Source organism: Rhizobium herbae (assembly GCF_017873135.1).
In the GTDB taxonomy this organism is placed as follows: Bacteria; Pseudomonadota; Alphaproteobacteria; order Rhizobiales; family Rhizobiaceae; genus Pararhizobium; species Pararhizobium herbae.
Map to the genome: position 1 here is coordinate 195,840 of NZ_JAGGJV010000007.1, position 23,889 is coordinate 219,728.

General features: G+C 61.5%; 24 protein-coding genes. 10 read left to right on the forward strand and 14 right to left on the reverse strand.

Features of this window, described 5'->3' with window-relative positions; translation table 11 throughout:
* Positions 1-165 precede the first annotated feature (165 nt).
* On the reverse strand, positions 166-1,200 hold the full coding sequence (qhpR, locus tag J2Z75_RS19750; protein ID WP_209854487.1) for an AraC-like transcriptional regulator QhpR: 1,035 nt from the start codon (positions 1,198-1,200) through the stop codon (positions 166-168).
* Positions 1,201-1,482: 282 nt separating this feature from the next.
* On the opposite strand from qhpR, the gene J2Z75_RS19755 reads away from it, so the two are divergent.
* From J2Z75_RS19755 to J2Z75_RS19765, 3 genes are all read left to right on the forward strand, one after another.
* Positions 1,483-2,925 carry an APC family permease gene (locus tag J2Z75_RS19755; protein ID WP_209854488.1) on the forward strand — a complete coding sequence of 481 codons (1,443 nt, stop codon included), beginning with the start codon at positions 1,483-1,485 and terminating at the stop codon, positions 2,923-2,925.
* 108 nt (positions 2,926-3,033) lie between these two features.
* Complete coding sequence (locus tag J2Z75_RS19760) at positions 3,034-4,965, forward strand: primary-amine oxidase (protein ID WP_209854489.1); 1,932 nt, start codon at positions 3,034-3,036, stop codon at positions 4,963-4,965.
* Positions 4,966-5,008: 43 nt separating this feature from the next.
* Positions 5,009-5,731, forward strand: a complete 723-nt coding sequence (locus tag J2Z75_RS19765; protein WP_209854490.1) for a sulfite exporter TauE/SafE family protein — start codon at positions 5,009-5,011, stop codon at positions 5,729-5,731.
* Positions 5,732-5,764: 33 nt separating this feature from the next.
* On the opposite strand, the gene J2Z75_RS19770 is transcribed toward J2Z75_RS19765, so the two are convergent.
* Genes J2Z75_RS19770 through J2Z75_RS19795 form a run of 6 tightly spaced genes read right to left on the reverse strand, consistent with a single transcriptional unit; the run spans position 5,765 to position 10,420 of the window.
* Entirely contained in the window at positions 5,765-6,271 is a 507-nt protein-coding gene (locus J2Z75_RS19770; protein WP_209854491.1) for a hypothetical protein, read from the reverse strand.
* Complete coding sequence (locus J2Z75_RS19775) at positions 6,268-6,888, reverse strand: hypothetical protein (RefSeq protein WP_209854492.1); 621 nt, start codon at positions 6,886-6,888, stop codon at positions 6,268-6,270. Before J2Z75_RS19775 ends, J2Z75_RS19770 begins: the two co-directional genes overlap by 4 nt.
* Positions 6,888-7,502, reverse strand: a complete 615-nt coding sequence (locus tag J2Z75_RS19780) for a hypothetical protein (RefSeq protein WP_209854493.1) — start codon at positions 7,500-7,502, stop codon at positions 6,888-6,890. The genes J2Z75_RS19775 and J2Z75_RS19780 overlap by 1 nt, the downstream gene beginning before the upstream one ends.
* Positions 7,499-8,257, reverse strand: coding sequence for an ABC transporter ATP-binding protein (locus tag J2Z75_RS19785; protein WP_209854494.1), 759 nt, complete (start codon positions 8,255-8,257; stop codon positions 7,499-7,501). Before J2Z75_RS19785 ends, J2Z75_RS19780 begins: the two co-directional genes overlap by 4 nt.
* Positions 8,254-9,315, reverse strand: a complete 1,062-nt coding sequence (locus J2Z75_RS19790; RefSeq protein WP_209854495.1) for a FecCD family ABC transporter permease — start codon at positions 9,313-9,315, stop codon at positions 8,254-8,256. The genes J2Z75_RS19785 and J2Z75_RS19790 overlap by 4 nt, the downstream gene beginning before the upstream one ends.
* 4 nt (positions 9,316-9,319) lie before the next feature.
* Positions 9,320-10,420 (reverse strand): ABC transporter substrate-binding protein, encoded by a 1,101-nt coding sequence (locus J2Z75_RS19795; protein ID WP_209854496.1) that lies wholly within the window; start codon positions 10,418-10,420, stop codon positions 9,320-9,322.
* Positions 10,421-10,726: 306 nt separating this feature from the next.
* Here J2Z75_RS19795 and queC point away from each other — a divergent pair, with 306 nt between their 5' ends.
* Genes queC through queE form a run of 3 tightly spaced genes read left to right on the forward strand, consistent with a single transcriptional unit; the run spans position 10,727 to position 12,527 of the window.
* A complete protein-coding gene (gene queC / locus J2Z75_RS19800) occupies positions 10,727-11,437 on the forward strand; it encodes a 7-cyano-7-deazaguanine synthase QueC (protein ID WP_209854497.1) in 711 nt (236 codons plus the stop codon).
* Positions 11,437-11,793 (forward strand): 6-carboxytetrahydropterin synthase QueD, encoded by a 357-nt coding sequence (gene queD / locus J2Z75_RS19805; protein WP_209854637.1) that lies wholly within the window; start codon positions 11,437-11,439, stop codon positions 11,791-11,793. The genes queC and queD overlap by 1 nt, the downstream gene beginning before the upstream one ends.
* Positions 11,790-12,527: a 7-carboxy-7-deazaguanine synthase QueE gene (gene queE, locus J2Z75_RS19810; RefSeq protein ID WP_209854498.1), complete on the forward strand. Its 738-nt coding sequence runs from the start codon at positions 11,790-11,792 to the stop codon at positions 12,525-12,527. The genes queD and queE overlap by 4 nt, the downstream gene beginning before the upstream one ends.
* An 18-nt stretch (positions 12,528-12,545) precedes the next feature.
* Here the strand turns inward: queE and J2Z75_RS19815 are convergent, their stop codons facing one another.
* The 7 genes from J2Z75_RS19815 to hutC form a co-directional block, all read right to left on the reverse strand.
* Positions 12,546-13,835, reverse strand: a complete 1,290-nt coding sequence (locus tag J2Z75_RS19815) for an amidohydrolase family protein (protein WP_209854499.1) — start codon at positions 13,833-13,835, stop codon at positions 12,546-12,548.
* 24 nt (positions 13,836-13,859) lie between these two features.
* Positions 13,860-14,801 (reverse strand): ABC transporter permease, encoded by a 942-nt coding sequence (locus J2Z75_RS19820; RefSeq protein ID WP_209854500.1) that lies wholly within the window; start codon positions 14,799-14,801, stop codon positions 13,860-13,862.
* The gene (locus J2Z75_RS19825) at positions 14,798-15,847 is read right to left on the reverse strand and encodes an ABC transporter permease (protein WP_209854501.1); all 1,050 of its coding nucleotides are present in this window, start codon (positions 15,845-15,847) and stop codon (positions 14,798-14,800) included. Before J2Z75_RS19825 ends, J2Z75_RS19820 begins: the two co-directional genes overlap by 4 nt.
* Positions 15,837-17,369 carry an ABC transporter ATP-binding protein gene (locus J2Z75_RS19830; protein ID WP_209854502.1) on the reverse strand — a complete coding sequence of 511 codons (1,533 nt, stop codon included), beginning with the start codon at positions 17,367-17,369 and terminating at the stop codon, positions 15,837-15,839. The genes J2Z75_RS19825 and J2Z75_RS19830 overlap by 11 nt, the downstream gene beginning before the upstream one ends.
* On the reverse strand, positions 17,366-18,778 hold the full coding sequence (locus tag J2Z75_RS19835; RefSeq protein WP_209854503.1) for an amidase: 1,413 nt from the start codon (positions 18,776-18,778) through the stop codon (positions 17,366-17,368). Before J2Z75_RS19835 ends, J2Z75_RS19830 begins: the two co-directional genes overlap by 4 nt.
* An 8-nt stretch (positions 18,779-18,786) precedes the next feature.
* A complete protein-coding gene (locus J2Z75_RS19840) occupies positions 18,787-19,773 on the reverse strand; it encodes a BMP family protein (RefSeq protein ID WP_209854504.1) in 987 nt (328 codons plus the stop codon).
* Positions 19,774-19,897: 124 nt separating this feature from the next.
* Positions 19,898-20,611: a histidine utilization repressor gene (hutC, locus tag J2Z75_RS19845; RefSeq protein WP_209854505.1), complete on the reverse strand. Its 714-nt coding sequence runs from the start codon at positions 20,609-20,611 to the stop codon at positions 19,898-19,900.
* Between the two features lie 249 nt (positions 20,612-20,860).
* Here hutC and J2Z75_RS19850 point away from each other — a divergent pair, with 249 nt between their 5' ends.
* The 4 genes from J2Z75_RS19850 to J2Z75_RS19865 all read left to right on the forward strand — a co-directional run bounded on the left by J2Z75_RS19850 (position 20,861) and on the right by J2Z75_RS19865 (position 23,888).
* Positions 20,861-21,694 (forward strand): transporter substrate-binding domain-containing protein, encoded by an 834-nt coding sequence (locus tag J2Z75_RS19850; protein ID WP_209854506.1) that lies wholly within the window; start codon positions 20,861-20,863, stop codon positions 21,692-21,694.
* Positions 21,695-21,793: 99 nt separating this feature from the next.
* Positions 21,794-22,435, forward strand: coding sequence for an amino acid ABC transporter permease (locus tag J2Z75_RS19855; RefSeq protein ID WP_209854507.1), 642 nt, complete (start codon positions 21,794-21,796; stop codon positions 22,433-22,435).
* Positions 22,432-23,100 carry an amino acid ABC transporter permease gene (locus J2Z75_RS19860; protein WP_209854508.1) on the forward strand — a complete coding sequence of 223 codons (669 nt, stop codon included), beginning with the start codon at positions 22,432-22,434 and terminating at the stop codon, positions 23,098-23,100. Before J2Z75_RS19855 ends, J2Z75_RS19860 begins: the two co-directional genes overlap by 4 nt.
* Positions 23,097-23,888, forward strand: coding sequence for an amino acid ABC transporter ATP-binding protein (locus tag J2Z75_RS19865; RefSeq protein WP_209854509.1), 792 nt, complete (start codon positions 23,097-23,099; stop codon positions 23,886-23,888). Before J2Z75_RS19860 ends, J2Z75_RS19865 begins: the two co-directional genes overlap by 4 nt.
* The last annotated feature ends 1 nt before the right edge of the window (position 23,889 follow it).

The following is a 23,889-nucleotide window of genomic DNA, read 5'->3' on the forward strand; positions in this document are numbered from 1 at the left end:
CACTTCGGGGCAATGATCTGCGGCGAAAACGGTGGCTCTTGTCGCTGACGACGGTGATACGCATGCGCGGCGATCGCGTCATCCGCCCATCGGCGTCGAATGGTTCATTGACGGGCCATCGCTCGCAAACGCAGATACTTGGTTTGAGGGGAAAAAGTGCCGTAGTTACTGCGCAAGTCCCAAATTTTTGGTGGCTTCACGGAAACGGGCCGGCGTATAGCCGGTGAGATGGCGGAAGCTACGGGCAAACGCGCTCAGTTCGCTATAGCCGAGCTGGGTCGCAATGACCGGGATCGGCAGGCGTGTATTGGCAAGCAGGCTCTTTGCGATCTCCATCCGCACCATGTTGCGCAGGTCGGCATAATTGACGCCGGTTTCGCCGAGCTTGCGCTGAAAACTGCGCAAGCTCATGCCGAAATCTCCAGCCGCATCCTCTATGTCGATGCTGGCATGCTGACAAAGCGCGGCCGTGATCCATGCCTTGAGGGCGGTCACGAGATCGAGGCGTTTCTCGCGGCGATAGAGAAGATCGGAGAGTTCGGAGACGATGCGGAGATGACTTTGCTCATCGCCGCCCTTGCCGATCGGGCGATCGAGAAATCTCTTCGGAAAGACAATCGCATTTTCCCGTCGACCAAATGCCAGGCGGCAGGCAAAATGTGCGTGATAAAGCGCCAGATTCTCGCCTGGATTATGCTCAAACTCTATGCAGGACGGCGTCCAATCCGCCCCGATCGTCGTCTTCAATATCGTGTTGAAGACGCTCTGCGTAAAATCCGCATCCTGGGTTTTATGGCGAACGGTGTTGTCGCAGATCGAATAGGAAAAGCGCGCAACCTCATTCTCCACCACAAGTGCCGAACGGGTATTGCTCTGCAAGGCCGGAAAATAGCGGCTGAATTGGGTCAGCCCGTCTTTCAACGTCGGGGCCGTCAGAAAAAGCGCCGCCAGAGCGCCAAGTGCCTCGAATTCAAACTCTTTCCCGAGTTTCAAGCCCAGCAACGGATCGTTCTTTTCTTCCGATGCGACCTCAAGCGTTGAGGTGAAGGCCGCAAGCGGCATGAAGTCGCCGTCGGCAAACAACGCAGTGCTGCCAAGGCCGACCCGGGCCGAAACGGTGCTCATATCGAGTCCCCCAAGACGGATCGATGCCAGCAACCCGTCCATGGCAGAAGAGGCGATCATACCGGCTGTTTGCATGGTTTGCCCTCCGAATGGCTTCAAAGCTCCCGGAGCAAAAATCATGCCAGATTAAATTATCTGCTGTTCCCGCGGTTTGGCGTGAAGTGTCAAATACAAGCAGGGTGATTTTTGCGTAGCATCAATCCCATAATGTAAAAATGTATGCGTTAAAGTAGAGCAAGACGACAATCCGTCTATAGATGGCAGATACACTCCGTGCTTTGGAAACAAATACGCAAGAACTGAAATATATCAGGAAAACAACCGTAACATTGACCGCACGAAGAAAAGGAATTACTTATGTCCGTGATCGAACTTGGAGGGGCTGGAACCGATCTCCGGCGCAATGCGATCGGCGTCAGCCATATCGTCTTTTTCGTCGTCGCCGCGGCGGCTCCCCTGACGGCGGTGGTCGGCGCCTCGCCGGCCGCATTCGCTTTCGGAAACGGATCCGGCGTGTCGGCCACCTATCTTCTCGTCGGCGCGCTTTATCTCCTGTTTAGCGTCGGCTTCACGGCGATGAGCCGCTTCGTCGGCTCGGCCGGTGGCTTCTATCCCTACATCGCGGCCGGTCTCAGCCGCCCCGCCGGCGTGGCTGGTGCATTCATCGCACTCGCTACCTATATCGCCATAGAGCTGGCGGTATTCGGCCTCTTCGGTTTCTTCGTGAATGACATCGTCAAGACCTCCGGCGGCCCCGATATTGCCTGGTGGGCATATGGCTGCACGCTCGCGATCCTGATCTACGCCTGCGGCCGCCGGAACATCGAGTTTTCGGGCCGCATCCTCGGCTATTGCATGATCGCGGAGATCGCCATCCTCGCCCTGTTTTCGCTTCGGGTGCTGATATCCGGTGGCGGCCCCGAGGGCATAACGCTCGCGCCATTTGGCTTTTCGGCTGTTTTCGGCCCTGGAATGGGTGTCTCGCTGGTCTTCGTCGTGGCCTCCTTCATCGGCTTCGAGGCAACGGCCATATTTGGCGAGGAAGCGCGCGATCCCAAGCGGACCATCGCCCGAGCCACCTATATCGCCGTCATCATCATCGCCGTGTTCTATGCTTTCGTCACCTGGGCGGTGGCACTGCATTACGGGCCGTCGAAGATCGCAGCCGAAGCGACCGCCAACACCGCGACGCTCTATCTGACGGCCGTGCAGGCGATGCTGGGTGGCCCGGCCGGAATTGCCCTGAACGCCCTGCTGGTCACCAGCCTCTTTGCCTGCGCGCTCTCCTTCCACAATACGATCAACCGCTATTTCTACTCGCTCGGTCGTGAGGGCCTGACCTGGTCGGGCTTCGCCCGCACGCATGGAACCCATCAGTCGCCCTATATGGCAGGTGCAGTGCAGACCGCGATGATGATCGTGCTGATCCTCGCCTTTGCGCTCAGTGGACAGGATCCCTATGCCGTCGTCTTCGCCTGGATGGGGGCCTTTGCCAGCGTCGGCATCCTTGCTTTGCAAACGATGGTCTGCCTGGCCGTGATCGGCTTTTTCCGGGCCGATGCACGCGGCGTCAGCGCCTGGCATCGCATCGTCGCGCCGCTCGTCAGCATGGCGGGTCTCATGGTCTGCCTGGTATTGATGATCTTGAACCTTCCGCTCGTCAGCGGTTCGGAATCCCCAATAGTTGCAAGCTTTCCCGTCATCCTGGCCGGCATCGGCATTGCTGGCGCAGCGCTCGCAGTCTGGCTGAAAACCCGGAAGCCGGAAGTTTACGCCAATCTTGGCCGCGCCTTCGCATAGTTCATGCGGCCTATGCCCGCACATGAACAAACGCGATAGCGGGTCGGATGCACCCTGCCGTCGCCCTCCGGTGAAAAAGCACAGTCAAATCGACAAAGGAAGAACACCATGGACACCTGCTGCGTTTCCAATCCGCCCCGCCAGATGCCGCTTAACGTCAGCCATCCGCTGCAGCCGCTAACGCCGGCGGAGATCCGCTATGCGGCTTCTATCGTCCGCAAACATCCGCCTTATGGGGACGACACGCGCTTCGAGACGATCGAACTCATGGAGCCGGAAAAGCAGACAGTGCGCGCCTTCTTGCCCGGTGCGCCGATCGCCCGAAAGGCGCGCGTGAACGTGTTTAGCTCCGCCATCGTCAGCGTCACCAGCCTCGTCGTCTGCCTCGATACGGAAACGATCGTCAGCCGTAAGGATTTCCCCGGCAAACGGCCGATGATCCAACTCGAGCAGTTCCTCGGCATCGAGGGAATAGTGCGTGCCGATCCGGATTTTATCGCCGCCTGCGAACGACGCGGGATCACCGACATGAGCACGGTCTGCATCGATCCCTGGTCGGCGGGCAATTTCGACGTGCCGGGGGAGGAGGGCCGTCATCTCTGCCATGTCTTCTGCTGGCTGCGTCTGCGGGAAAACGAGAATTTCTACGCCCATCCGATCGAGGGGCTGAACGCCGTGATCGACCTCAACACCAACGAAGTGATCCGCGTTGATGATTACGGGATCGTGCCGATTCCCATGCAGGAGGTGAACTACGAAAGCCAGTTCATCGAAACATTCCAGCCGCAGGCCAAACCGATCGATGTCGTCCAGCCGGAAGGCGTGAACTTCACGTTCGACGGTCACAGCATCATCTGGCGCAACTGGTCCCTGGTGGTCGGCTTCAATGCGCGCGAGGCGCTGACGCTCCATGACATACGCTTCGATGGCCGCCCGATCGTCAATCGCGCCTCGATTGTGGAGATGACGGTGCCTTATGGTAGCCCGGACAACGGCCATTTCCGCAAGAATGTCTTCGACATCGGCGAATACGGGATCGGCAAGCTTGCCAACTCGTTGACGCTCGGTTGCGATTGCCTCGGTGTCATCAAATATCTCGACGTGCATCTCAACACCATGGATGGCGAGCCCTGGACGATCGAGAAGGCAATCTGCGTGCATGAGGAAGATTCGGGTCTTCTCTGGAAGCACATCGATTTTCGCACGGAGCGCGCCGAAATCCGCCGCGGCGCCAAGCTGGTCATCTCCACCATCTGCACGGTGGGCAACTATGAGTACGGGCTTTACTGGTACCTCTTTCTCGACGGCACGATCGAACATGAGGTCAAGGCAACGGGGATCATCAATACGGCCGCCTGCATTCCCGGCCAGCCACCGAAATACGGGCGCGAAGTGGTGCCGGGCGTCGTCGGCCACATCCACCAGCACATTCTCTGCGCCCGCCTCGACATGGCGGTGGATGGCGACGCCAACAGCGTGGTGGAGTGCAACACCTATGCCGAGCCGCTCGGCCCAACCAACCCCTATGGAAATGCCTTCTACGAGGAGCAGACCGTGCTGACGCGGGAAAGCGAGGCGGCAAGACGAGCCGAGCCGGCGTCACACCGGTATTGGAAGGTCATCAATCCGAACAAGACGAATTATGCGGGCTCGGCCGTCGGCTACAAGCTGGAGGCCAACCATTGCGTCACCCCCTTCGTCCATCCGGATTCGCCCTCCGGCAGGCGGGCCGCCTTCGTGCAGAACCACCTCTGGGTCACGGCCTACGATCCGGACGAACGCTTTCCAGCCGGCGACTTCATGAACCATTCCGACGGAACGGGCGGGCTTGTCGAATTCATCGCCAAGGACAGGCCGATCGAGAATACGGATATTGTTCTCTGGCATGTCTTCGGGCTCCATCATCCGGTGCGGATCGAGGATTTCCCGGTGCAACCCTGCGTCTTCACCGGCTTCAAACTCATGCCGAGCGGCTTCTTCAACGGCAACCCGGCGATAAACCTGCCGCCGGTCGTCAACGCGGCAAGCTGCCCGGCTTGAGGCCACGTACCATGAACGGCGATATCGTCAAACCGAAAGGACAATGATGTCGGATCCAGCGATGCTCGTCGGCGTCATTGCCGCGGGCCTGTTGATGGGCCTTGCAGGCAGCCTGCACTGCGCAGGCCAATGCGGCGGCATCGCATCGTCGCTCCTGATCGCGACCGGTCGGGGCAGTTCCGGAAGGGAAAGGGCAAAGGCGCTGCTGGCGACGCAACTTGGCCGCGCCATCACCTATACGATCGCCGGCGGTGTGGTCGGCGCGACCGGCGGTGCCTTGGGCAGTCTTCTCGATCTTGCCGGCATCCAGCCTGTGTTGCGGGTGCTTGGCGGGGCGATGCTGGTATGGGTGGGGCTGGGATTGATCGGCGCTCTTCCCGGTCCACAACTGCTTGACCGGCCTTTGATGGCCGCTTCGACGATGATCCTTCGGCGCAGTCATGCTTCCGCCTTCAGGGCTCCTTCGGCGTTATTTCTCGGAATGGCCTGGGGCGCTGCTCCATGCGCCATGGTCTATAACGCGCTGATGACCGCCATGCTGACCGGTACGCCTGCAACCGGCGCCCTGTTCATGATGAGCTTCGGCCTGGCGACGGTTCCTCCGGTAGCACTCACAGCCCTCGGAACGGCGCAGATTGCCGCCATGGGCTCGATCCTGCCGCGGGCGGCAATTCGCAAGATCACCGGGCTCGCCATCGCCTTGCTCGGCCTGGCGAGCCTGGCTTTGCCGGCTGCTTCGCTGGCCGCGCTCTGCATCACCGGCTAAGAATGAAGGGCCGGCCGGAGATAGGCCGTGCCCTCAAGCTTCTTCGTAGACGGCGCTCGGCGGTAACGCGAGCAGGCGATCCGCCATCTCCTTTTTGAGCCAGACGAGGCGTTCCTCTTCTGCGGGAGTGCGCCCCGGCTTGCGGCTGAGTTCTATGAACTCCTCGCGGACATGACCTTCGCGCAGCTGTAACGTTGTGGTCCTGCCACGATAGGTCAACTCGAAAACGTAGCGCTCCAGGATATTGCCGCGCTCCGGTTTTTCCAGCGTGGCATCGACACTGTAGCGGCCTTCGGTCAGGGACCGTGTTACCATCTCGAAAGCATCGCGGGCTCCCGGCCCCCGGAACGCGGTCCGGATGGAAATCTCGCGGCGCTCCGGTGGACCATCGGGGCTGAGGAGAGGCAAGGCACGCTGCATCACCTTGAACGCATGCGCCACGCCGCCTGGAAATCCGTAGCCGTGATAGTGCATGATATCGGCAAAGCTGTAGGAGAGGGGACTACCATCCTCGAGGACTTCGATCTTCGCTTCGGTCATTTCTGCTTTTCTCCGTCCAGGTCTTCGCGCATCCAGGGTAGGAAACCGTCGAGAAAACGCGTCGTCGCCGGCATGAAATGGGATCCGTGATGAAAACACGGATCAAGGCTGGTGATGATCATCCGGCCTCGGGTCGAGACCTCGTCCACGTAGAAGATCGGCCGACCCTCGGCATTGACGGCAAGCACCTCCACGCCCTCCGGCGGATCAAACCAACCGTGCAGGTGCCAGGTGATATCATCCTGACCGAGGCGCTTGAACAGCGGGTGTCCGGGTGCGGCGATCCGAACACCGAGATCGGCGCCCGGCTCAAGCCACCACCACCAGTTCGTCGGCTGCGGCGTGAACTGTATCGCCGGAAGAAAGACGTCCCACGCCGTTTCGCCGGTGGCGACGATCGTGCCGCCCTGGTCAAGATAGCGGCGCAACCGATCGGCATGGGGAGCCAGGCGGTCAGCAGGCGTGCGGCAGGGAATGAAGACGACATCGTGGTCCTCCAGGTTCACGGAGGCCAGGTCTTCCGGCCGGACGAGCGTGTCGAAATGGTGCCGGTAACGCGGCGCTTCGAGCGTCTCGATGTGATAGTAGGCGCCGGGATGGATCGCGAGGATGCTCATCAGTTCAGAATCCCGCAAAGCCAGGCGACGGCGCGATCTGCCAGTTGCCGTTTTACATCCGTGTCGTCGCCGCAACCCCAGAATTCATTTCCGGCATGCGACAGCAGTTCGCCGCCATCGGGCCGTTTCCAGATCCAGTCGACGGGCACGGCTGACGGCCCGAACACGTTGATGGCGACGGCACCGGCCGGTAGAGGATTGTGTCCCCGCCCGTAAAATCCCGCCACGCCGTGGTTTGTCTCCAGCTTTGTCTGGTCGACCCCGGCAAAGACGGGGTGATCGAATACCCTGGTCTGGACGAGATCCGCGCGCCTGGGCTGAGGCATCGGGATATAGGTCGAAAGCTCCGGCAGGACTGGCCTGAGAATATGGCCATTGTAAATCCAGCGGCCGCCATGATCGAGGAAACCGGTGACGGCCGGAATAAACCGCTGAAAGCCGATCTGGTCGAGATGCGTGGTGGTGATAAGACCCCGCGCCGTCGCGAAATGCTCATCCCTCAAGTCCGTTTCCCGAACAACTGTCATCAGATCCTGCGCGACCGCCTCGGCAAACGGTTCCGCGCCCATGTTGAACGGATCCTGATAATGCGACTGGATGAAGAGGATCGTCATGCGGCGCGTATTCCCGCAAAGGCCGGCAGTACCGCCCGCTGGGGGTCGCCCCCCGGTCCGGGAAGGTCGACGATCCGCATCGGTACGCCATAGAGCCGCTCCAGATGGCCGGGCGTGATGGTCTCCATGACGGGACCGAACAACGACTGGCCGTCCGGCATCATCAGCAGCGCGTCGTCGGCTGCGGCCAGCGCGTGGTTCGGATCATGCGTCGTGAAGACGATCGCCTTGTCGCGCAGGGCGCGAAGACCGTTGAGCAGCGTCAGCAGTCGTTCCTGATTGTGAAGGTCGAGAGCCGCTGCCGGCTCGTCGAAAACGAGGGCGGCGGAGCCGGTGGCAAGCGCCCGCGCCAAAAGCACCATTTGCCGCTCGCCGCCCGAAAGCCGGTCGAAGAAATGACCGGCGAAACGGGAAGCGCCCGCACGTTCGAGCGCGGCATGGGCGATGTCGAAATCGTCGGGACCTGGCTGCCCGAACAGGCCGAGATGGGCTGCCCTTCCCATGACGACGACATCGATGGCACGGTAGCGCTGATTGCTGCTTGCCGTCTGGGGAACATAGCCGACGATATCGGGGGCGGTCCTGCTTCCGGCGTCGAGGCGCTGGAAACCCAGAACGGCTTTCAGCGTCGTCGTCTTGCCGCGGCCGTTCGGCCCGAGGATGGCGAGGGTGCGTCCAACGGGGACCACGAAGCTCAAGCGATCGAGGATCGTGCGCGGGCCGAACCGTACGACGGCTTCAGTCAGTCCGATCATGAGCCCGCCCTTTCGCGATAATGATGACGCAGCAAAAGCGTGAAGATCGGAGCGCCGACGAGCGCGGTGATCACGCCAAGCGGGATTTCCGCTGCGGTCGCGGTGCGCGCAATCGTGTCGATGATGACCATGAAGCCGGCGCCAAGCAAGACGGAAGCGGGCAGCAGGGTCCGGTGGTCATGTCCAACAATCAGCCGGGCCGCATGCGGAATGACGATGCCGATCCAGCCGATGATGCCGGAAACCGCGACCTGGCTGCCGACGATGACGGCGACAAGACCGAAAACCAGCCATCGTTCAAGCGACGTATTCGCCCCGAGGCTGCGAGCTTCGGCCTCATCGAGAGAGAGGATGTTGAGCCGGAAGCGCAGCATCCAGAGCAGAAAGGCGCCGATGACGAGGCCTGGCGCAGCCACCAGCGTGCGGTCCCAGGTCGCCGTCGCAAACGAACCCATCAGCCAGTAGACGATGGCGGGAAGGGAAGTATTGGGGTCGGCGACGAATTGCAGCAGGGAAACGACCGCCGAAAACATCGAACTGATGACCAGCCCCGAGAGGATCACGGTGACGGTCTCCGTCCGGCCATTGATCCGCGACAGCAGGCCGACGAGGATCAGCGCCGCCAGGCCGCACAGGAACACCATGGCGATCAGCGGAAACCCCCATATTCCGAGCATGATCGCCAATGCGCCGCCGAACGCAGCGCCTTGCGAAATACCGAGAATATCCGGCGAAACCAGCGGGTTGCGGAAAACACCCTGCAGCGCAGCGCCGGAAACCGCCAGCCCGGCACCGGCAAGGGCGGCGAGCAACACACGCGGCGCCCTGACCAGCAAGACAATGCGTTCGTCGATCTCCGTCAGGTCGCGCGCGGGATCGGTGATCCCCTGCCAGATCAGTTCCAGCGCACGTCCCGCCGGCACCGAAAAGCGGCCGACACACAGGCTGGCGACAACGGCAACCGCCAGCAGGACCAGCAGAACGGCGAAAGCCGCCGTCTGCCGGGCAAGATGTGGCCGGACGACTGGTGTCGTCAGTTCCTGTGTCACGGTCGCCATGCCGTCACTTCGCCTTGAACTGTGCGTAGCCGGCGGAGGCGCCCTGCTCGTTCAGCCAGAGAATGCCGTCGATGTCCGCATCTGTAAGCTCGTAGCCGTAGAGTGTCTTGTAGGCAGCCTTCATTTCCGTCCTGAGATCATAGCTGAAGACATCCGGATGCAGCAGATTGGCCGTCCACATCCAGGAAAGCGGGGATTCCTGGCTCGGCGGATCCCAGCGATAGCCGCCGAGCGGCATCTTGTAGATACGCTTGTTCCTGGCAGCATTGGTCAGCGACAGGATGGGATCGTCATAGACCCAGTCGACGTTGAGTTCGGCCTCGAAAGCATTGAGGAAGATCACGTCCGGATTCCATTGGGCGATCTGCTCCTTGTTGATGGACAGGGTACCATTCAGCTCGGCTGCGGCATTCTTGCCGCCTGCCAGATCGATATACCATGGAGTGTAGTTGCCTTTGGTCCCGGATGCGCTGATATCCGAAAGCGCGCGTCCGAGATAAAGAACATTCGGCTTCTTGTCTTCGGGAATGGTCGCAGCCTTTGCCTCGATATCCTTCTGCACCCTGTCGCGCCATTCCACCAGTTCGCCGATGCGCTCGGGTCTGCCGATCGCGTTCGAAGTCATGCTCATGTAGTCACGGGTCCGTTCCTCGGTGCCGTAGAGGATCAGCATCGTGTTGAGACCGGCATTGGTGAGCGGCGCAACGATATCGGTGCCGCGACCGCCCCACTGGATGACCAGGTCCGGATTGGTGGCGGTCAGGGCTTCCACGTTGGGAACGAAATTCGGAGCGGTCACATCGGAGGGGATGTCCTTGGCTTCCGGAAAAATCTTTCCGAGAATGCCTTCCGTCACCGCGCTTTTCGCGGTCGGGTTCATGCCCACCAGCTTGCTGGTACCGCCGTCGAGCGCAATGACCGTGGAGGCCATGGGGATGACGATGGAGACGACGCGTTCGGCTGGCTTTGCCAGGCGAACTTCGCGGTTCTCCTGATCCTTGAAGACAATCTCTTCGGCAGAGGCCGCCGGCGCAAGGAACAGTCCTATAAGCGCTACAGCAGCAAGGCGCGGCATATCGAGGTGGAATGAACTCAGCGGAACCATGGTGTCTCCCCATATGGCCTGACGGATGGGAAGCATTCCTATTCCGTGTTTTTAATCTTGTCTATAAATCTCCACTTTAAAAACATCTTAAACCTTCGATTGAGTTTGAAGCGGCAATGGCCCCAGCAACCGCGCCAACCGTGGCCAACAGCTGCATTTGCGAGTGGTTGTTTTTGTCTCGCCTGATTGCGCCACCCGATTGACCGCCTGGCCCCCGCGTTGCTCTTCACAAGCGAATGTCTTTGCGTTAGAAGCCGCCCGTAATCCGGTCGCAGCCCACCCGGTCAAAACAAGGGACCCTATCCTATGAAAACCATCGTCATCTGCTCCGGCGGATTGGACTCCGTTTCGCTTGCGCACAAGGTCGCCGCGGAACATCAGCTTGTCGGCCTTCTTTCCTTCGACTACGGACAGCGGCATCGCAAGGAACTGGACTTCGCCGCCGACTGCGCCAAACGGCTTGGCGTCGCCCATCAGATCATCGACATCCGGAATATCGGCAGCCATCTCACCGGATCGGCGCTGACCGACGATATCGACGTTCCGGACGGGCACTATGCCGAGGAAACGATGAAGGCCACTGTCGTTCCAAACCGCAATGCGATCATGCTGGCCATCGCCTTCGGTCTTGCCGCCGCGCAGAAAGCCGACGCTGTCGCCGTTGCCGTGCATGGCGGCGACCACTTCATCTATCCGGATTGCCGGCCGGGCTTCATCGATGCGTTTCAGGCGATGCAGAACCAGGCACTCGACGGTTATGCAAACGTTTCGCTCTACGCGCCCTATGTCAGTATCTCCAAAGCAGACATCGTCACCGATGGGGTGAAGAGCGGAACGCCGTTTGTCGAAACCTGGTCGTGCTACAAGGGCGGGGCTCGTCATTGCGGCCGGTGCGGAACCTGTGTCGAACGGCGCGAAGCTTTTCACCTCGCCGGGGTCGATGATCCGACCGGCTACGAAGATCCGGAATTCTGGATGGCCGCCACCGCGGGCTTCACTGCCGAAGAGGTGCAATGATGTTCCGCATCACCAAGGAATTTCACTTCTCCGCCTCGCATCAGCTGACGCATCTGCCGGCTGAGCATCAGTGCGCGCGCCTGCATGGGCACAACTACATCATCGAGGTGGAGCTTTCCGCCGCTGCGCTCAACAGTGACGGTTTCGTTCGCGACTACCACGAGCTTGCGCCACTGAAGCGCTACATCGACGAGAGCTTTGATCATCGCCATCTGAACGAAGTTCTCGGCCATGATCGGGTGACATCTGAATGTCTGGCGAAACATTTCTACGACTGGTGCAAGGAGCGCCTGCCGGAAACATCGGCCGTGCGCGTCAGCGAAACACCGAAGACCTGGGCGGAATACCGGCCATGAACACAACCCGCGAGACGCCGATCCGCGTCAGCGAAATCTTCGGGCCGACGATCCAGGGGGAGGGCATCCTGATCGGCCTGCCGACCGTCTTCGTCCGGACCGGCGGTTGCGATTATCGCTGTTCGTGGTGCGATACGCTGCATGCGGTCGATAGCGCCTATCGCGAACAATGGCATCCGATGTCGGCAGACGAAATCTGGCTGGAAGTCGTCCGGCTTTCCGGCAACAGGCCGCTGACCGTTTCGCTGTCCGGCGGCAACCCGGCGATCCAGCCGCTCGGGCCGCTCATCGAGCGTGGGCATCGCGAGGGTTATCGTTTCGCGCTCGAGACCCAGGGTAGTGTCGCGAAGGATTGGTTTGCCGATCTTGATGTTCTGGTGTTGAGCCCCAAGCCACCATCAAGCGGCATGGCAACGGACTGGGGGGCATTCGACACGTGTCTGGAAATGGCTGCGGATAGGCCGCAGATTGCATTGAAAGTCGTTGTCTTCGACGACCTCGACTACGCCTATGCCCGCGCCGCGGCAGCCCGCTACCCTGATCTTCCGGTCTATCTCCAGCCCGGCAATCACACCCCGCCGCCGCCCGATGACGATGATGCAAGGGTCGATATCGACGGCATCCTGGACCGAATGCTGTGGCTAGTCGACAAGGTGACGGAGGACCGGTGGTTCGAGGCCCGTGTTCTGCCACAACTCCATGTCCTGCTCTGGGGCAACAAGCGCGGCGTCTGATTTGTGCCGGACCGCGCCTCAGTAGCGAGGCGCATAATCCAGACCGCCATCGATCCTTGCCGGGCGCCCGGGAAGCAAAAGCTCGCCGATGCGCGGCGCCGAGCGGGCGATGACCTTGCCGCGGCGGAGGACCGCCAGCCGGTTTGGTTTCAGCCGTAGCGCTTCTAGCGTATCCTGCGCCTGGAGGATGACGAGGTCTGCGTTGCAGCCGACTTCCAGGCCATAACCTTCAAGGCCCATCGTCTTTGCCGAGTTGACGGTCAACGCGTCGAAGATCTTCTTCTTGTCGTCGATACCGGCCATCTGCGCGACATGGATGGCCATATGGCCAACCTCCAGCATGTCGCCCGATCCCATCGAATACCAGGGGTCCATGACACAATCGTGCCCAAAGGAGACGTTGAGACCTGCATCCATCAGTTCACGCACGCGGGTCATGCCGCGGCGTTTGGGATAGGTGTCGTGTCGGCCCTGCAGCATGATGTTGATCAGGGGATTGGGGATGACGTTGATCCGCGCCTCCGCCATCAGCGGGATCAGCTTGGAGACGTAATAGTTGTCCATCGAATGCATCGAGGTCAGATGCGAACCGGCGACGCGTCCCTCAAGGCCGAAGCGGATGGTTTGCGCGGCCAGCGTCTCGATGTGGCGCGACAGGGGATCGTCGGTCTCGTCGCAATGCATGTCGACCGGCAGGCCGCGATCGGCGGCGATGCGGCAGAGCGCCTCGACCGAAGCCGTGCCGTCCCCCATGGTGCGCTCGAAATGCGGAATGCCGCCGACGATATCGACACCCATGTCGAGCGCCCGGTTCAGTGAACTGACGCCATCGGCGGCGCGATAATAGCCATCCTGGGGGAAGGCGACCAGTTGCAGGTCGATATAGGGCGCGACCTTCTCACGAACCTCGATCATCGCCTCGACCGTCACCAGTTTCGGGTCGCTGGTATCGACATGGCTTCGGATGAACAGCAGCCCTTGCGTCACCGCCAGATCGCAATAGCGCAGGGCGCGGTCTACGAGTTCCTCTTTCGTCACGATCGGGCGGAGTTCGCCCCAGAGCGCGATGCCTTCGAGCAATGTGCCGGATACGTTCATGCGCGGCAGGCCGAGGGACAGCGTCGCGTCCATGTGGAAATGCGGGTCGACGAAAGGCGGGCTCACCAGCCGTCCGGTAGCATCGATTTCCTCCCCTGCCTGCGCCGCGATCGACCTATCGATAGCGCCGATCTTGCCGCCCGTGATGCCGATGTCGATGTCCTTGCGACCGTCGGGAAGATTTGCGTTGCGGATGATCAGGTCGAACATGGAAACCTCGTTGAGTGAAAGCGGTTATCGCTCGCCGCGCCGGTAAGGCTGCATCAGCGCCTGCGGCACGCGCGCACGGCGGGCCATGACGGCAAGCGCGACGATGGACAGAACATAGGGTGTCATCAGGAATATCTGGTAGGGCACACCGTCGACGGCTGTCTGCAGTCGAAGCTGGAAGGCGTCGAAGAAAGCAAAGAGCAATGCGCCGAACAGCGCACGCCCGGGCCGCCAGGAGGCAAACACGACAAGCGCGATGCAGATCCAGCCGCGTCCCTGCACCATGGTCGGGAAGAAGCTGTTGAACGCCGACAAAGTCAGGAATGCGCCGCCCATGCCCATCAGCGCGCTTCCGGCGATCACAGCGCCATAGCGTACCTTCATCGGGTTCACCCCTTGCGCCTCGGCGGCATGCGGGTTTTCGCCGGTCATGCGGATCGCAAGGCCCAGGGGCGTGCGAAAGAGGATGTAGGCCAGCGTGAGCGCGATCAGGATCGCCAGATAGGTCGGCGCAGTCTGCGTGAAGAAGGCCGGCCCGATGAAAGGCAGTGTCGACAGGCCGGGAATGGCGATCGGCTGGAACGGCACGATGGTCGGTGGCGTGCCCGCCGTTGGCACGATCAGGCGGAAGACATAGTAGCTGAAACTTGAGGCGAACAGCGTGACGCCAAGACCCGCGACATGCTGGGACAGACCCAGCGTCACCGTCAGGCCCGAATGCAGCAGGCCGAAGACCCCACCGGCGATCGCCGCGATCAAGAGGCCGGTCCACAGATCGGCGCCGTGATAGACCGAAAGCCAGCCGATCATCGCGCCAAAGGTCATGATCCCCTCTATGCCCAGATTGAGCACACCCGCCCGCTCGCATAGCAGCGCCCCGAGCGTGCCGAAGATCAGCGGCGTGGCGATGCGGAGAACAGCGCCCCAGAGCCCGACGGAAGCGATGATGTCGAACAGCACGGTCATCGGCGGATCCTGTACTGGGTGAAGAACAGCGCGATCAGCATCGTCAGCAAGGACAGCGCCACCGTGACGTCGGCGATATAGGTGGGGATACCGAGGCCACGGCTCATGCCGTCGGCACCGACGAACATGGTGGCCGTGAAAATGGCCGCGAGGATCACGCCGAGCGGGTTGAGATTGGCAAGCATGGCAACGACGATGCCGGCATAGCCGAAACCCGGCGACAGGTCGGTCGTGACATAGCCTTTCACGCCCAAAACCTCGATCGCGCCGGCAAGGCCGGCAAGCCCACCCGAAAGACAGGCGACCTTTACCAGCGTTCTGCCCAGCGGAACGCCGGCGAAAACGGCGCCGACGGGATTGAGCCCCGCCGCGCGCGACTGCAGGCCGAACACGGTGCGCGACTGGATGAGGTGGACGACGATCGCCAGCGCAATGGCGATCGCAAAACCGATATGCAGGCGGGAGCGGGCAACCAGCTTCGGCAGCATGGCATGATCGCTGACCGATTGGGACTGCGGCCAGCCGAAGGCGAGCGGATCCTTCAGCACCCCATCGATCAGCATCGAAACGAAGAGCAAGGCGATGAAATTGAGCAGCAGGCTGGTGACGACTTCATCGACCGAGAAGCGCAGGCGCAGCCATAGCGGAATGAGAATGAGGGCCATGCCCGCGACGGCACCGACCAACAGCAGCGTCGGAATCAGAACCGGCGCAGGGAGATCGCCCAACAGTTTGGAGCTTGCCGCGGCAACGGCGATGGCACCAAGATAGAACTGGCCCTCGGCACCGATATTCCAGAGCCTCGCCCGGAAGGCGACGGCGGCGGCAAGCCCCGTCAGCATCAGCGGCGTGGCGCGTGTCAGCGTTTCGGTCGCGGAAAGCCGTGAACCGAAAGCACCGATCAGGATGCGCCAATAGGCATCGAGCACCGGTGCGCCGGCGATGGCGATCAGGATGCCGGAGAGCGCCAGCGCAGCAATGACAGCGAGAACAGGCGTCAGGACCATCAGGTAGACCGGGCGATGCTCCCGGCGTTCAAAGCGCATGGTCTGGCTCCCGCGTCTCTTGCCATTCTCCGGCCATCATCAGCCCGAGCTTTCGCGCATTTGCAGCCTCGGCTTCGACCGGCGGTGACAATCGACCCCCGACGATTGCCTGAACACGGTCGGCGAGCGCAATCACCTCATCCAGATCCTCCGAGATCAGGAGTACGGCCGTGCCCTGTCTTCGGGCCTCCAGCAGCCTTGCATGCACGGCCGCCACGGCGCCTTCGTCAAGGCCGCGCGCCGGCTGGGCGGCGATCAGGATGCGTGGCCGCCGGTGCAGATTGCGGCCGAGAATGAGCTTCTGCATGTTGCCGCCGGACAGCAGCCGCGTGCGGCTTGCGGGGCTGCCGCCGCGAACGTCGAATTGGTCAATGATCTGCTTGGCAAAAGCCATGCCTGCCTTGCGATTCACCAGTCCATGTTGTGAAAACGCCGACGCGGAAATACGCTCCAGCACGGCGTTTTCCCAGATTGCCATTTCCCCGATCACGCCCTCCTCGTTGCGGTCTTCCGGAATGCGGCCGATACCTGCGCCGACGACATCGGCAACGCCGGGATTGCCGATCGCCTCGCCGAAAAGGAGGAGGTCGCCGGATGTGCGTGAAAGCGTGCCGGAGAGAAGATGCGCCAGCGCCGCCTGACCGTTGCCCGAGACGCCGATAATCCCGAGGATTTCGCCTTCGCGCAGATGGAAGCTGATAGATTTCAACCGCTCGACGCCGTCGATCTTCACCGTGACCTCGGCAGCCTCCAGCGCAACGGCGCCGGGCGTCGATGGCTCACGTACCGGCCGGGTCACGCGGCGGCCGACCATCAGTTCGGCAAGTTCGGCCTTGCTGGTTTCGGATGCCGTGCGTTTAGCCACCATCTTGCCGCCGCGCAGCACGACGATGCGATCGGCAGCGGCCATGACCTCGTCGAGCTTGTGGGAGATGAAGATCAGCGAAAGGCCCTGGCGCGCCATTTGTTTCAGCGTCGCGAACAGCTTTTCGGCCTCGATATTAGTGAGCACCGCCGTCGGCTCGTCGAGGATCAGGATGCGGGCGTCGTTGTAGAGCGCCTTGAGGATCTCGACGCGCTGCTGCTCGCCCACCGACAGGTCGCCAAGACGCGCGCCAGGATCGACCTTGAGGCCGAAGCGCTCGGAAATCGCGAGAAGCTTTTTCCGAGCGGCGGAAGTGCCCGAGCGCCAGGACCAGAGCTTTTCGGTACCGGTCATGACGTTTTCGAGAACGGACAGATTGGGCGCCAGCGAGAAATGCTGATGCACCATGCCGACGCCGGCGCGGATCGCGGCGCGCGGCTTGCCCGGCGGCAGCTCCGCACCATCGATCAGAATTCGGCCCGCATCCTGCATGTAGTGACCGAAGAGGATGCTCATCAGCGTGGTCTTGCCGGCGCCGTTTTCGCCAAGCAACGCCACGATTTCGCCTTTTGCAAGCGTCAGCGAGATGTCGTCATTGGCCAGGTTGGCGCCGAAGCGCTTGCTGACACCTTCGATTTCGAGGACGGGACTTGTCATGCCGCAAGTCCTGCGACCGGAAAACGATGCTGCCAGCGCCCCTCGGCCTCCAATCGCGCGGCAAGCGATAATAGAAGTGGCTCGTGGCCCATCGGCGCCATGATCTGGACCGGCAGGGGCAAGCCGTCCGCATCGGCTCCAAAGGGCAGGGTCAAGGCCGGAAATCCTGAAATGTTGGCAAGAGAGGCAAGCGGAGCAAAGGCAGCCATTCGCTCAAGCTGCAGCTCGGTATTGCCATGATCGAACGGAAACGACCCGATCGCAAGCGGCGCCTTGGCCAGCATCGGCATCAGCATGCAATCGACCCTGTCGAAGATGGTCCAGAGTGTGTGGCTGGTTTGCACGGCGCCGTTCAGCGAAGTCCAGAGTGCCAGCCCAGTAAGCGCGCGACCGCGCTCAATGAATGCCTGGGTCAGGGGTTCGGCACGGGAGATATCGAGCGCGAGCGTATCGATGAAGGATGCGAGATTGACGGCAATGATGTCGCCCAGCGCGCGACCGCTGGCCTTGACGCTTTGCTCGAATTCAGCCCAGCGGAGCGGGACGATCTGATGCCCGTCTGCCTCCAATGCGCGCGCAGCGTCCTCAATCGCTTCGATCCGTTTGCTATCCGTCGGATATTTCATGCCGGTCTCTGTCAGCAGGCCGATCCGCAACCGGCCACCTCCGGTTTCAACGGTTGCCGGATCGGCAAACGGTCCCTTTGCCTTACCGCGCAGCGTGTCGAAAACCAGCGCCGTGTCTCTTACCGAGCGGCAGACGGCAAGTTCGCTGGCAATGCCGCCAAGATGATTGCCGAAGGATGGACCGGCGGGCATGGTACCGCGCGTCGGTTTGAGGCCGATAAGGCCGCAGCAGGCGGCAGGCACGCGGATGGAGCCACCGGCGTCCGTTGCATGCGCGATCGCGACGATGCCGGCTGCGACAGCCGCCGCCGCCCCACCACTCGAGCCCCCGGGCGTGCGCGCCGGATCAAGCGGATTGCGGCAGGTCGGCCCGACAGCCGGTTCGCTCGCCAGAGAAAGGCCGAATTCCGGGCTTGTCGTCAGCCCGAAAAGGCAGAAACCGGCATTGCGGAAACGAATGGCGAGATCCGAGTCCGGTTCGCTGCCCTCTCTTTCGAAGAGCCGGGAGCCGGCCGTGACCGGCAAGCCGGCGAAAGGCCCGCCCAGATCCTTCGCCAGCGTCGGCACGCCGCCAAAGGGCCGGGCTGCAAGGCGGCCCGGCTCCAGGTGCCGTTCTCGATCCATGGCCTCCGCCGACGCCATGCCCATCGCAGCGTCGAGATGGGCAATGGCACCGAGCGCACTGTGATTTTCCGCCGAGACAAGCGAAGCCTGCATCACTTCGACAGAGTTCAGGCTGCCGTTCCTGATCGCCTGCGCCAGGTCGGTCGCATCGCCGCGCATCAGCCGAATTACTTCGGCTCGTCCATGTTCTTGGCGACCTCGAACGTGCCCGCCTTGATCTCCGCCCGCTTGGCTTCCATCGCAGCTTCCGCCTCTGCTGGCGCCACGCCCTTCACAAAGACGATATCGCTGCCGCCTTCCTTCATCAGGCCGAACGGCGTGTAGGTCTTGCCCACCGGCTTGCCGGCGGCGACGTCGGCGATGGCGGCATTCAGGATCGGGCGGAAATACCACATGGCGTTGGCAAACACCGTGTCCGGGTAGCGCGGCGTATAGTCGATCAGCGATCCCACCGACTTGATGCCGCGTTCCTTCGCAGCATCCGCTGTGCCGATGCGCTCGCCGAACAGAATATCGGCGCCGGCATCGATCTGGGCAAGGCCGGCTTCGCGGGCTTTCGGCGGATCGAAGAACGTACCGATGAAGGAGACCAGATGTTTGGCATCCGGATTGACGGCCTTGACGCCTTCCGCGAAGGCATTGATCAGCATGTTGACTTCAGGGATCGGAATGGCGCCGACCGAACCGACGATGTTCGATTTGGTCATCTTGCCCGCCAGCATCCCGGCAAGATAGGCGCCGTCATGGTTCCAGGTGCCGAAGACGCCAAAATTGTCGCCGGCCTCAGCACCGCTCGACCCGAGCACGAATGCCGTGTCCGGATAATCGGCCGCCACCTGGCGCGCTTCCTTTTCAACGGCGTAGGCCTCGCCGATGATCAGCTTGTTGCCCTGCTCGGCATATTCGCGCATGGCGCGGGGATAATCTGTGCCGGAAACACCCTCGGAGAACACATATTCGATGACGCCTTCCTTGGCTGCATCCTGCAGCGCTTGATGAAGGCAGGAGTTCCAGGCATTTTCGACAGGCGAGGCATGAATGCCGGCAACCTTCATCGGGGCCGCCGCTCTTGCCAGCGGCGCGAACCCGCTGACCCCGAGGGCGATGCCCGATGCGATCACTGCACGGCGTGAAATCAGGACGTCTTTGGTCATTGATTTGCTCCCCTTTTTTACCATTTGGTTCAAAAACCATAGGGAGCGCCCAAAAAAGTGTCAAGCGCCAAATTGGCTTAAAAATCAGGCTGTTCGACCCAGCGCAACACCTTGAACTCGCTCGTCATACATCCTGCACGGAGGGGTGAAAAACGCCGGCGAACTGATAGCGGTCGCCGGGATGCGTAACTTCGACATGGGTCACCGTGCGGCCGTTCTGCCACGTTTGCCGCGTCAGGCTCAAACAGGGCTCCCCTCGTTGCAACTCCAGCAACTGCGCCGTCGCTACATCGGCCGGGACGGCGCGAATGATATGCTTGGCTTCGGTCCAGGGAACCTGCTCCAAAAGCCAGACGCCCGGCGGGATGGACGCGAAGGCTTCATCGCGGGCGCCTGGGACGGCGTCAAGCATGATCAGACGTCGCTCGATCGCATTCGGCCTGCCGTCGACGACATGAAGGCACTGCAATCGCAGCACCTCCACATCCGGCGTCTCGGCCAGCTTCAGCGCCTCATGCGGCGTCAAGCGCTCCACTTTGCGGGTCAGGATCGAATAGCTGTATTCGTGGCCGGCCATCTGTGCCTCGACGCCGATGTCCTGGATGTCCATGACTGTCCGGTCGATCTGCGGCGCGCTGACGAAGGTGCCGTGGCGGCGGCGGCGCACGATCATGCCGCGGCGGGCGAGAACGGTCAGTGCCTTGCTGACCGTCATGCGCGAGCACTGGTACTGATCCACCAGCTCCTGCTCGGTGGGAACGCGCTGGCCGGGCTTCCAGGCGCCGCTCATGATCCTTGCTTCGATCTCCTCGAAGATACGCTGATGAAGCGGCGTCACATATCACCTCGACTTTGCATGGCGGCCTTGCTTTGAGCGGCGCCATCGGACCTGCCCTTTGGCTCTTTTCGGATGAGCTTTGCATCGACCAAACATCCCGGCACAAAAATTGCAACACAGGGTGCATTGACACTCCCTGTATGGCGCTGTTTATTTGTATAGTCAAATGCGGGACAAAGAAACCTGCAGACTTCGATAACAGATGGGAACTTCCCCCTGGTCCATCATGGAAGGGGTAAAACTGGAGAGATGACAATGAGAGCAGGTTTCTTGGTAAGAGGTCTCGCCACCGCCGCCCTTCTGCTGGGCACGACGTTTTCGGCACACGCCGAAGACGCATTGGCGCGCGTCAAGGCCGCAGGCAGTTTGAAGGTTGGAACGGAGACGGCGTTTGCGCCATTCGATTTCATCGACGCCGGCGAACATGCCGGATTGAACGTCGATGTCTTTGCCGAGATCGGCAAGGAACTCGGCGTCACCATCGAGTGGGTGGCACTTCCCTGGGAGGGCGTGCTGCCCGGACTGGAAGCTGGAAAATTCGATATGGTCGCCGGTCCGGCGACGATCACCAAGGCCCGCATGGAGCGTTATCGCTTCACGCCGCCGGTGGCCGAAGCAACCGTTGCGATCCTGAAAAAGGCAGGCGACACGACGATCACCAAGCCGGAGGACATTGCCGGAAAGGCCATCGGCGTCGGCAAGGCCACCGCCCAGCTGGCGCAGCTGACGGCCTATTCCGAGACGCTGCCGACCAAGGTGGACGTACGCGAATACCCGGCCTTCACCGAATCCTACGCCGATCTGGCTGCCGGCCGTATTGCCGGCGTTGCCAATTCGCTGCCGAACATCGCCTTCGTCGCCAGCCAGCGCAAGGATACGTTCGAGGTCGTCTTGCCGCCCTTCGGCCAGAAATCCTATTTCGGCTTCATCGGCACCAAGGATGCGGACCATGCGCCGCTGATGGTTGCGATCGATGCAGCCCTTCTGAAAATGAAGGGCGATGGCCGGTTGGCCGAAATGCAGAAGAAGTGGTTCGGCGCCAGCTTCGATACGCCGGATTCCGTGCCGGATCCGGCATTCTGATCTGACCTTGCAAGTCTCGATGCGCGCCGGTCCAACGGCGCGGCGCGCATCCCTTGCCAGCGCTGAAGCGCTTGCCTCCACCGGACGGAACGGTATGCAATGTCCCTGAAACTCTTCGAGCTTCTGCTGAAAGCGTCGCTCTACACCATCGGCATCAGCCTGATATCGATCCTGATCGGCTTTGCCATCGCCATTCTTCTGTCCGGTGCGATGCTGTCCGGCCGCAAGTTCTTTAGCGCTCCTGCACAGATTTTCATCAGCTTCTTTCGCGGCGTGCCCCTGCTGGTGCAGCTCCTGCTGATATACAATCTCCTGCCGGTGATCGGCATCAACGTGCCGAGCATCGTCGCGGCGATCGTCGGCCTGTCCCTGTGCACCGCCGCCTATCAGGCGGAAAACCTGCGCGGCGGCTTTGCCAGCGTTCCGCGCGGCCTGATCGAATCCGCCGAGATGGTGGGCTTCACGCCCGGTCAGGCCTTCCGGCGCATCAAGGTTCCGATCGCACTCCGGCTGACCTTTCCAGCCCTCGTCAATGAGGCGATCCTCATCCTGAAGGCCTCGTCGCTTGTCTCCGTCGTCGGCATCGTCGAACTGACGCGCATGGCACAGGATCTGGCTGGCAGCACCTTCCTGCCTCTTGAGATTTTCGCCTCCGCCGGTCTCATCTATCTCGTGATCAATTTGGTGGTCGCCCGCGCCGGCGGACTGATCGAACGGTCGCTGCCGGGGATACCGCGATGATCTTCGACGTCAACGTCATCTTCGACCAGTTGCCGGCAATCCTCAGAGGCGCCGGCGTCACCATTCTTCTCTGGATCGCAGCGACGATCGGCGGCGCCTTCTTCGGCTTCCTCGTCGCGGTCGGCCGGCGCTATGGCGGCCGGCTTGTCAATCTGCCGCTCGGTTTCTGCGTCGAAATCCTGCGCGGAACACCGTTCCTGATCCAGATTTTCCTGCTTTATTATGGCGGCCCCTTCATCGGACTTGCGCTCGATCCGGTCCCCGCCGGGCTGATGGGACTGACGGTCTATGGAGCGGCCTATTACAGCGAGATCTTCCGTTCAGGCTTTGCGGCTATTCCCGTCGGCCACATCGAAGCGGCACAATGCGTCGGGCTGACGCAAGGACAGATCATTCGCCGTATCCTTTTGCCGGAAATGACAATGCTGGTGCTGCCGCCTTCGGTCAACATGGCGGTGATCATCCTCAAGGAAACCGCCATCCTGTCGATCATCACTGTGCCGGAACTGACGCTGACCGTCAGCGCCATCGGCTCCCAGCAATATGCCTTCGTCGAATCTCTCTTCCTGCTCGCCCTGATCTACTGGGCGCTGGTCGAAGCGGCCGGACGGCTTGGCCATCTCGCAGAAACACGGTTGTCCAGATACAGGTTTTCCCAATCATGAGCCTCCCAGCCATCGCAGTCAAAAATCTGGTCAAGCAGTTCGGCGAAACCACCGTGCTGCACGGTATCGACCTCGATATCCCGCAGGGCAAGGTCTCCTGCCTGATCGGTCCCTCCGGCTCCGGCAAAAGCACGCTGTTGCGCTGCATGGCCTTTCTGGAGGAGGCGACGCGCGGCACGATCACCATCGATGGTGAGGTGCTGGGCTTTTCAGAAAGTGCGCAAGGGGTGCGCGAACGTTTGCCCGCTGCGACCAACCGGGCCATTCGGTCGCGGATCGGCATGGTGTTCCAGCAGTTCAATCTCTGGCCGCATATGACGGCACTCGGCAATGTCAGCGAGGCGCTGAAGACGGTTCACAAGATGAGCCGCAAGGACGCCGAGGACCTTGCGATGGCACAGCTAGTCAAGGTCGGTCTGGAAAGCCGCGCCGGTCACTACCCCGCCCAGCTTTCCGGCGGCCAGCAGCAGCGCGTGGCCATCGCCCGCGCACTGGCGCTGAAACCCAAGATCATGCTGTTCGACGAGCCGACGTCGTCGCTCGATCCGGAACTGACCGGCGAAGTTCTCAACGTCATGCGCGATCTGGCGGCCGAGGGCATGACCATGGTTGTCGTCAGCCACGAAATCGGTTTCGCCGCCACCGTCGGCCAGCAGATCAGCTTCCTCGATCAGGGAAAGCTGCTGTTCACCGGCGCTCCTTCGGATGTTTTCCGCAAGCCGCGCAATCCAAGGCTTGAACAGTTCCTGGACACTTATCTCGATCGCGGCGCGTCGATGCTGGTTTGAC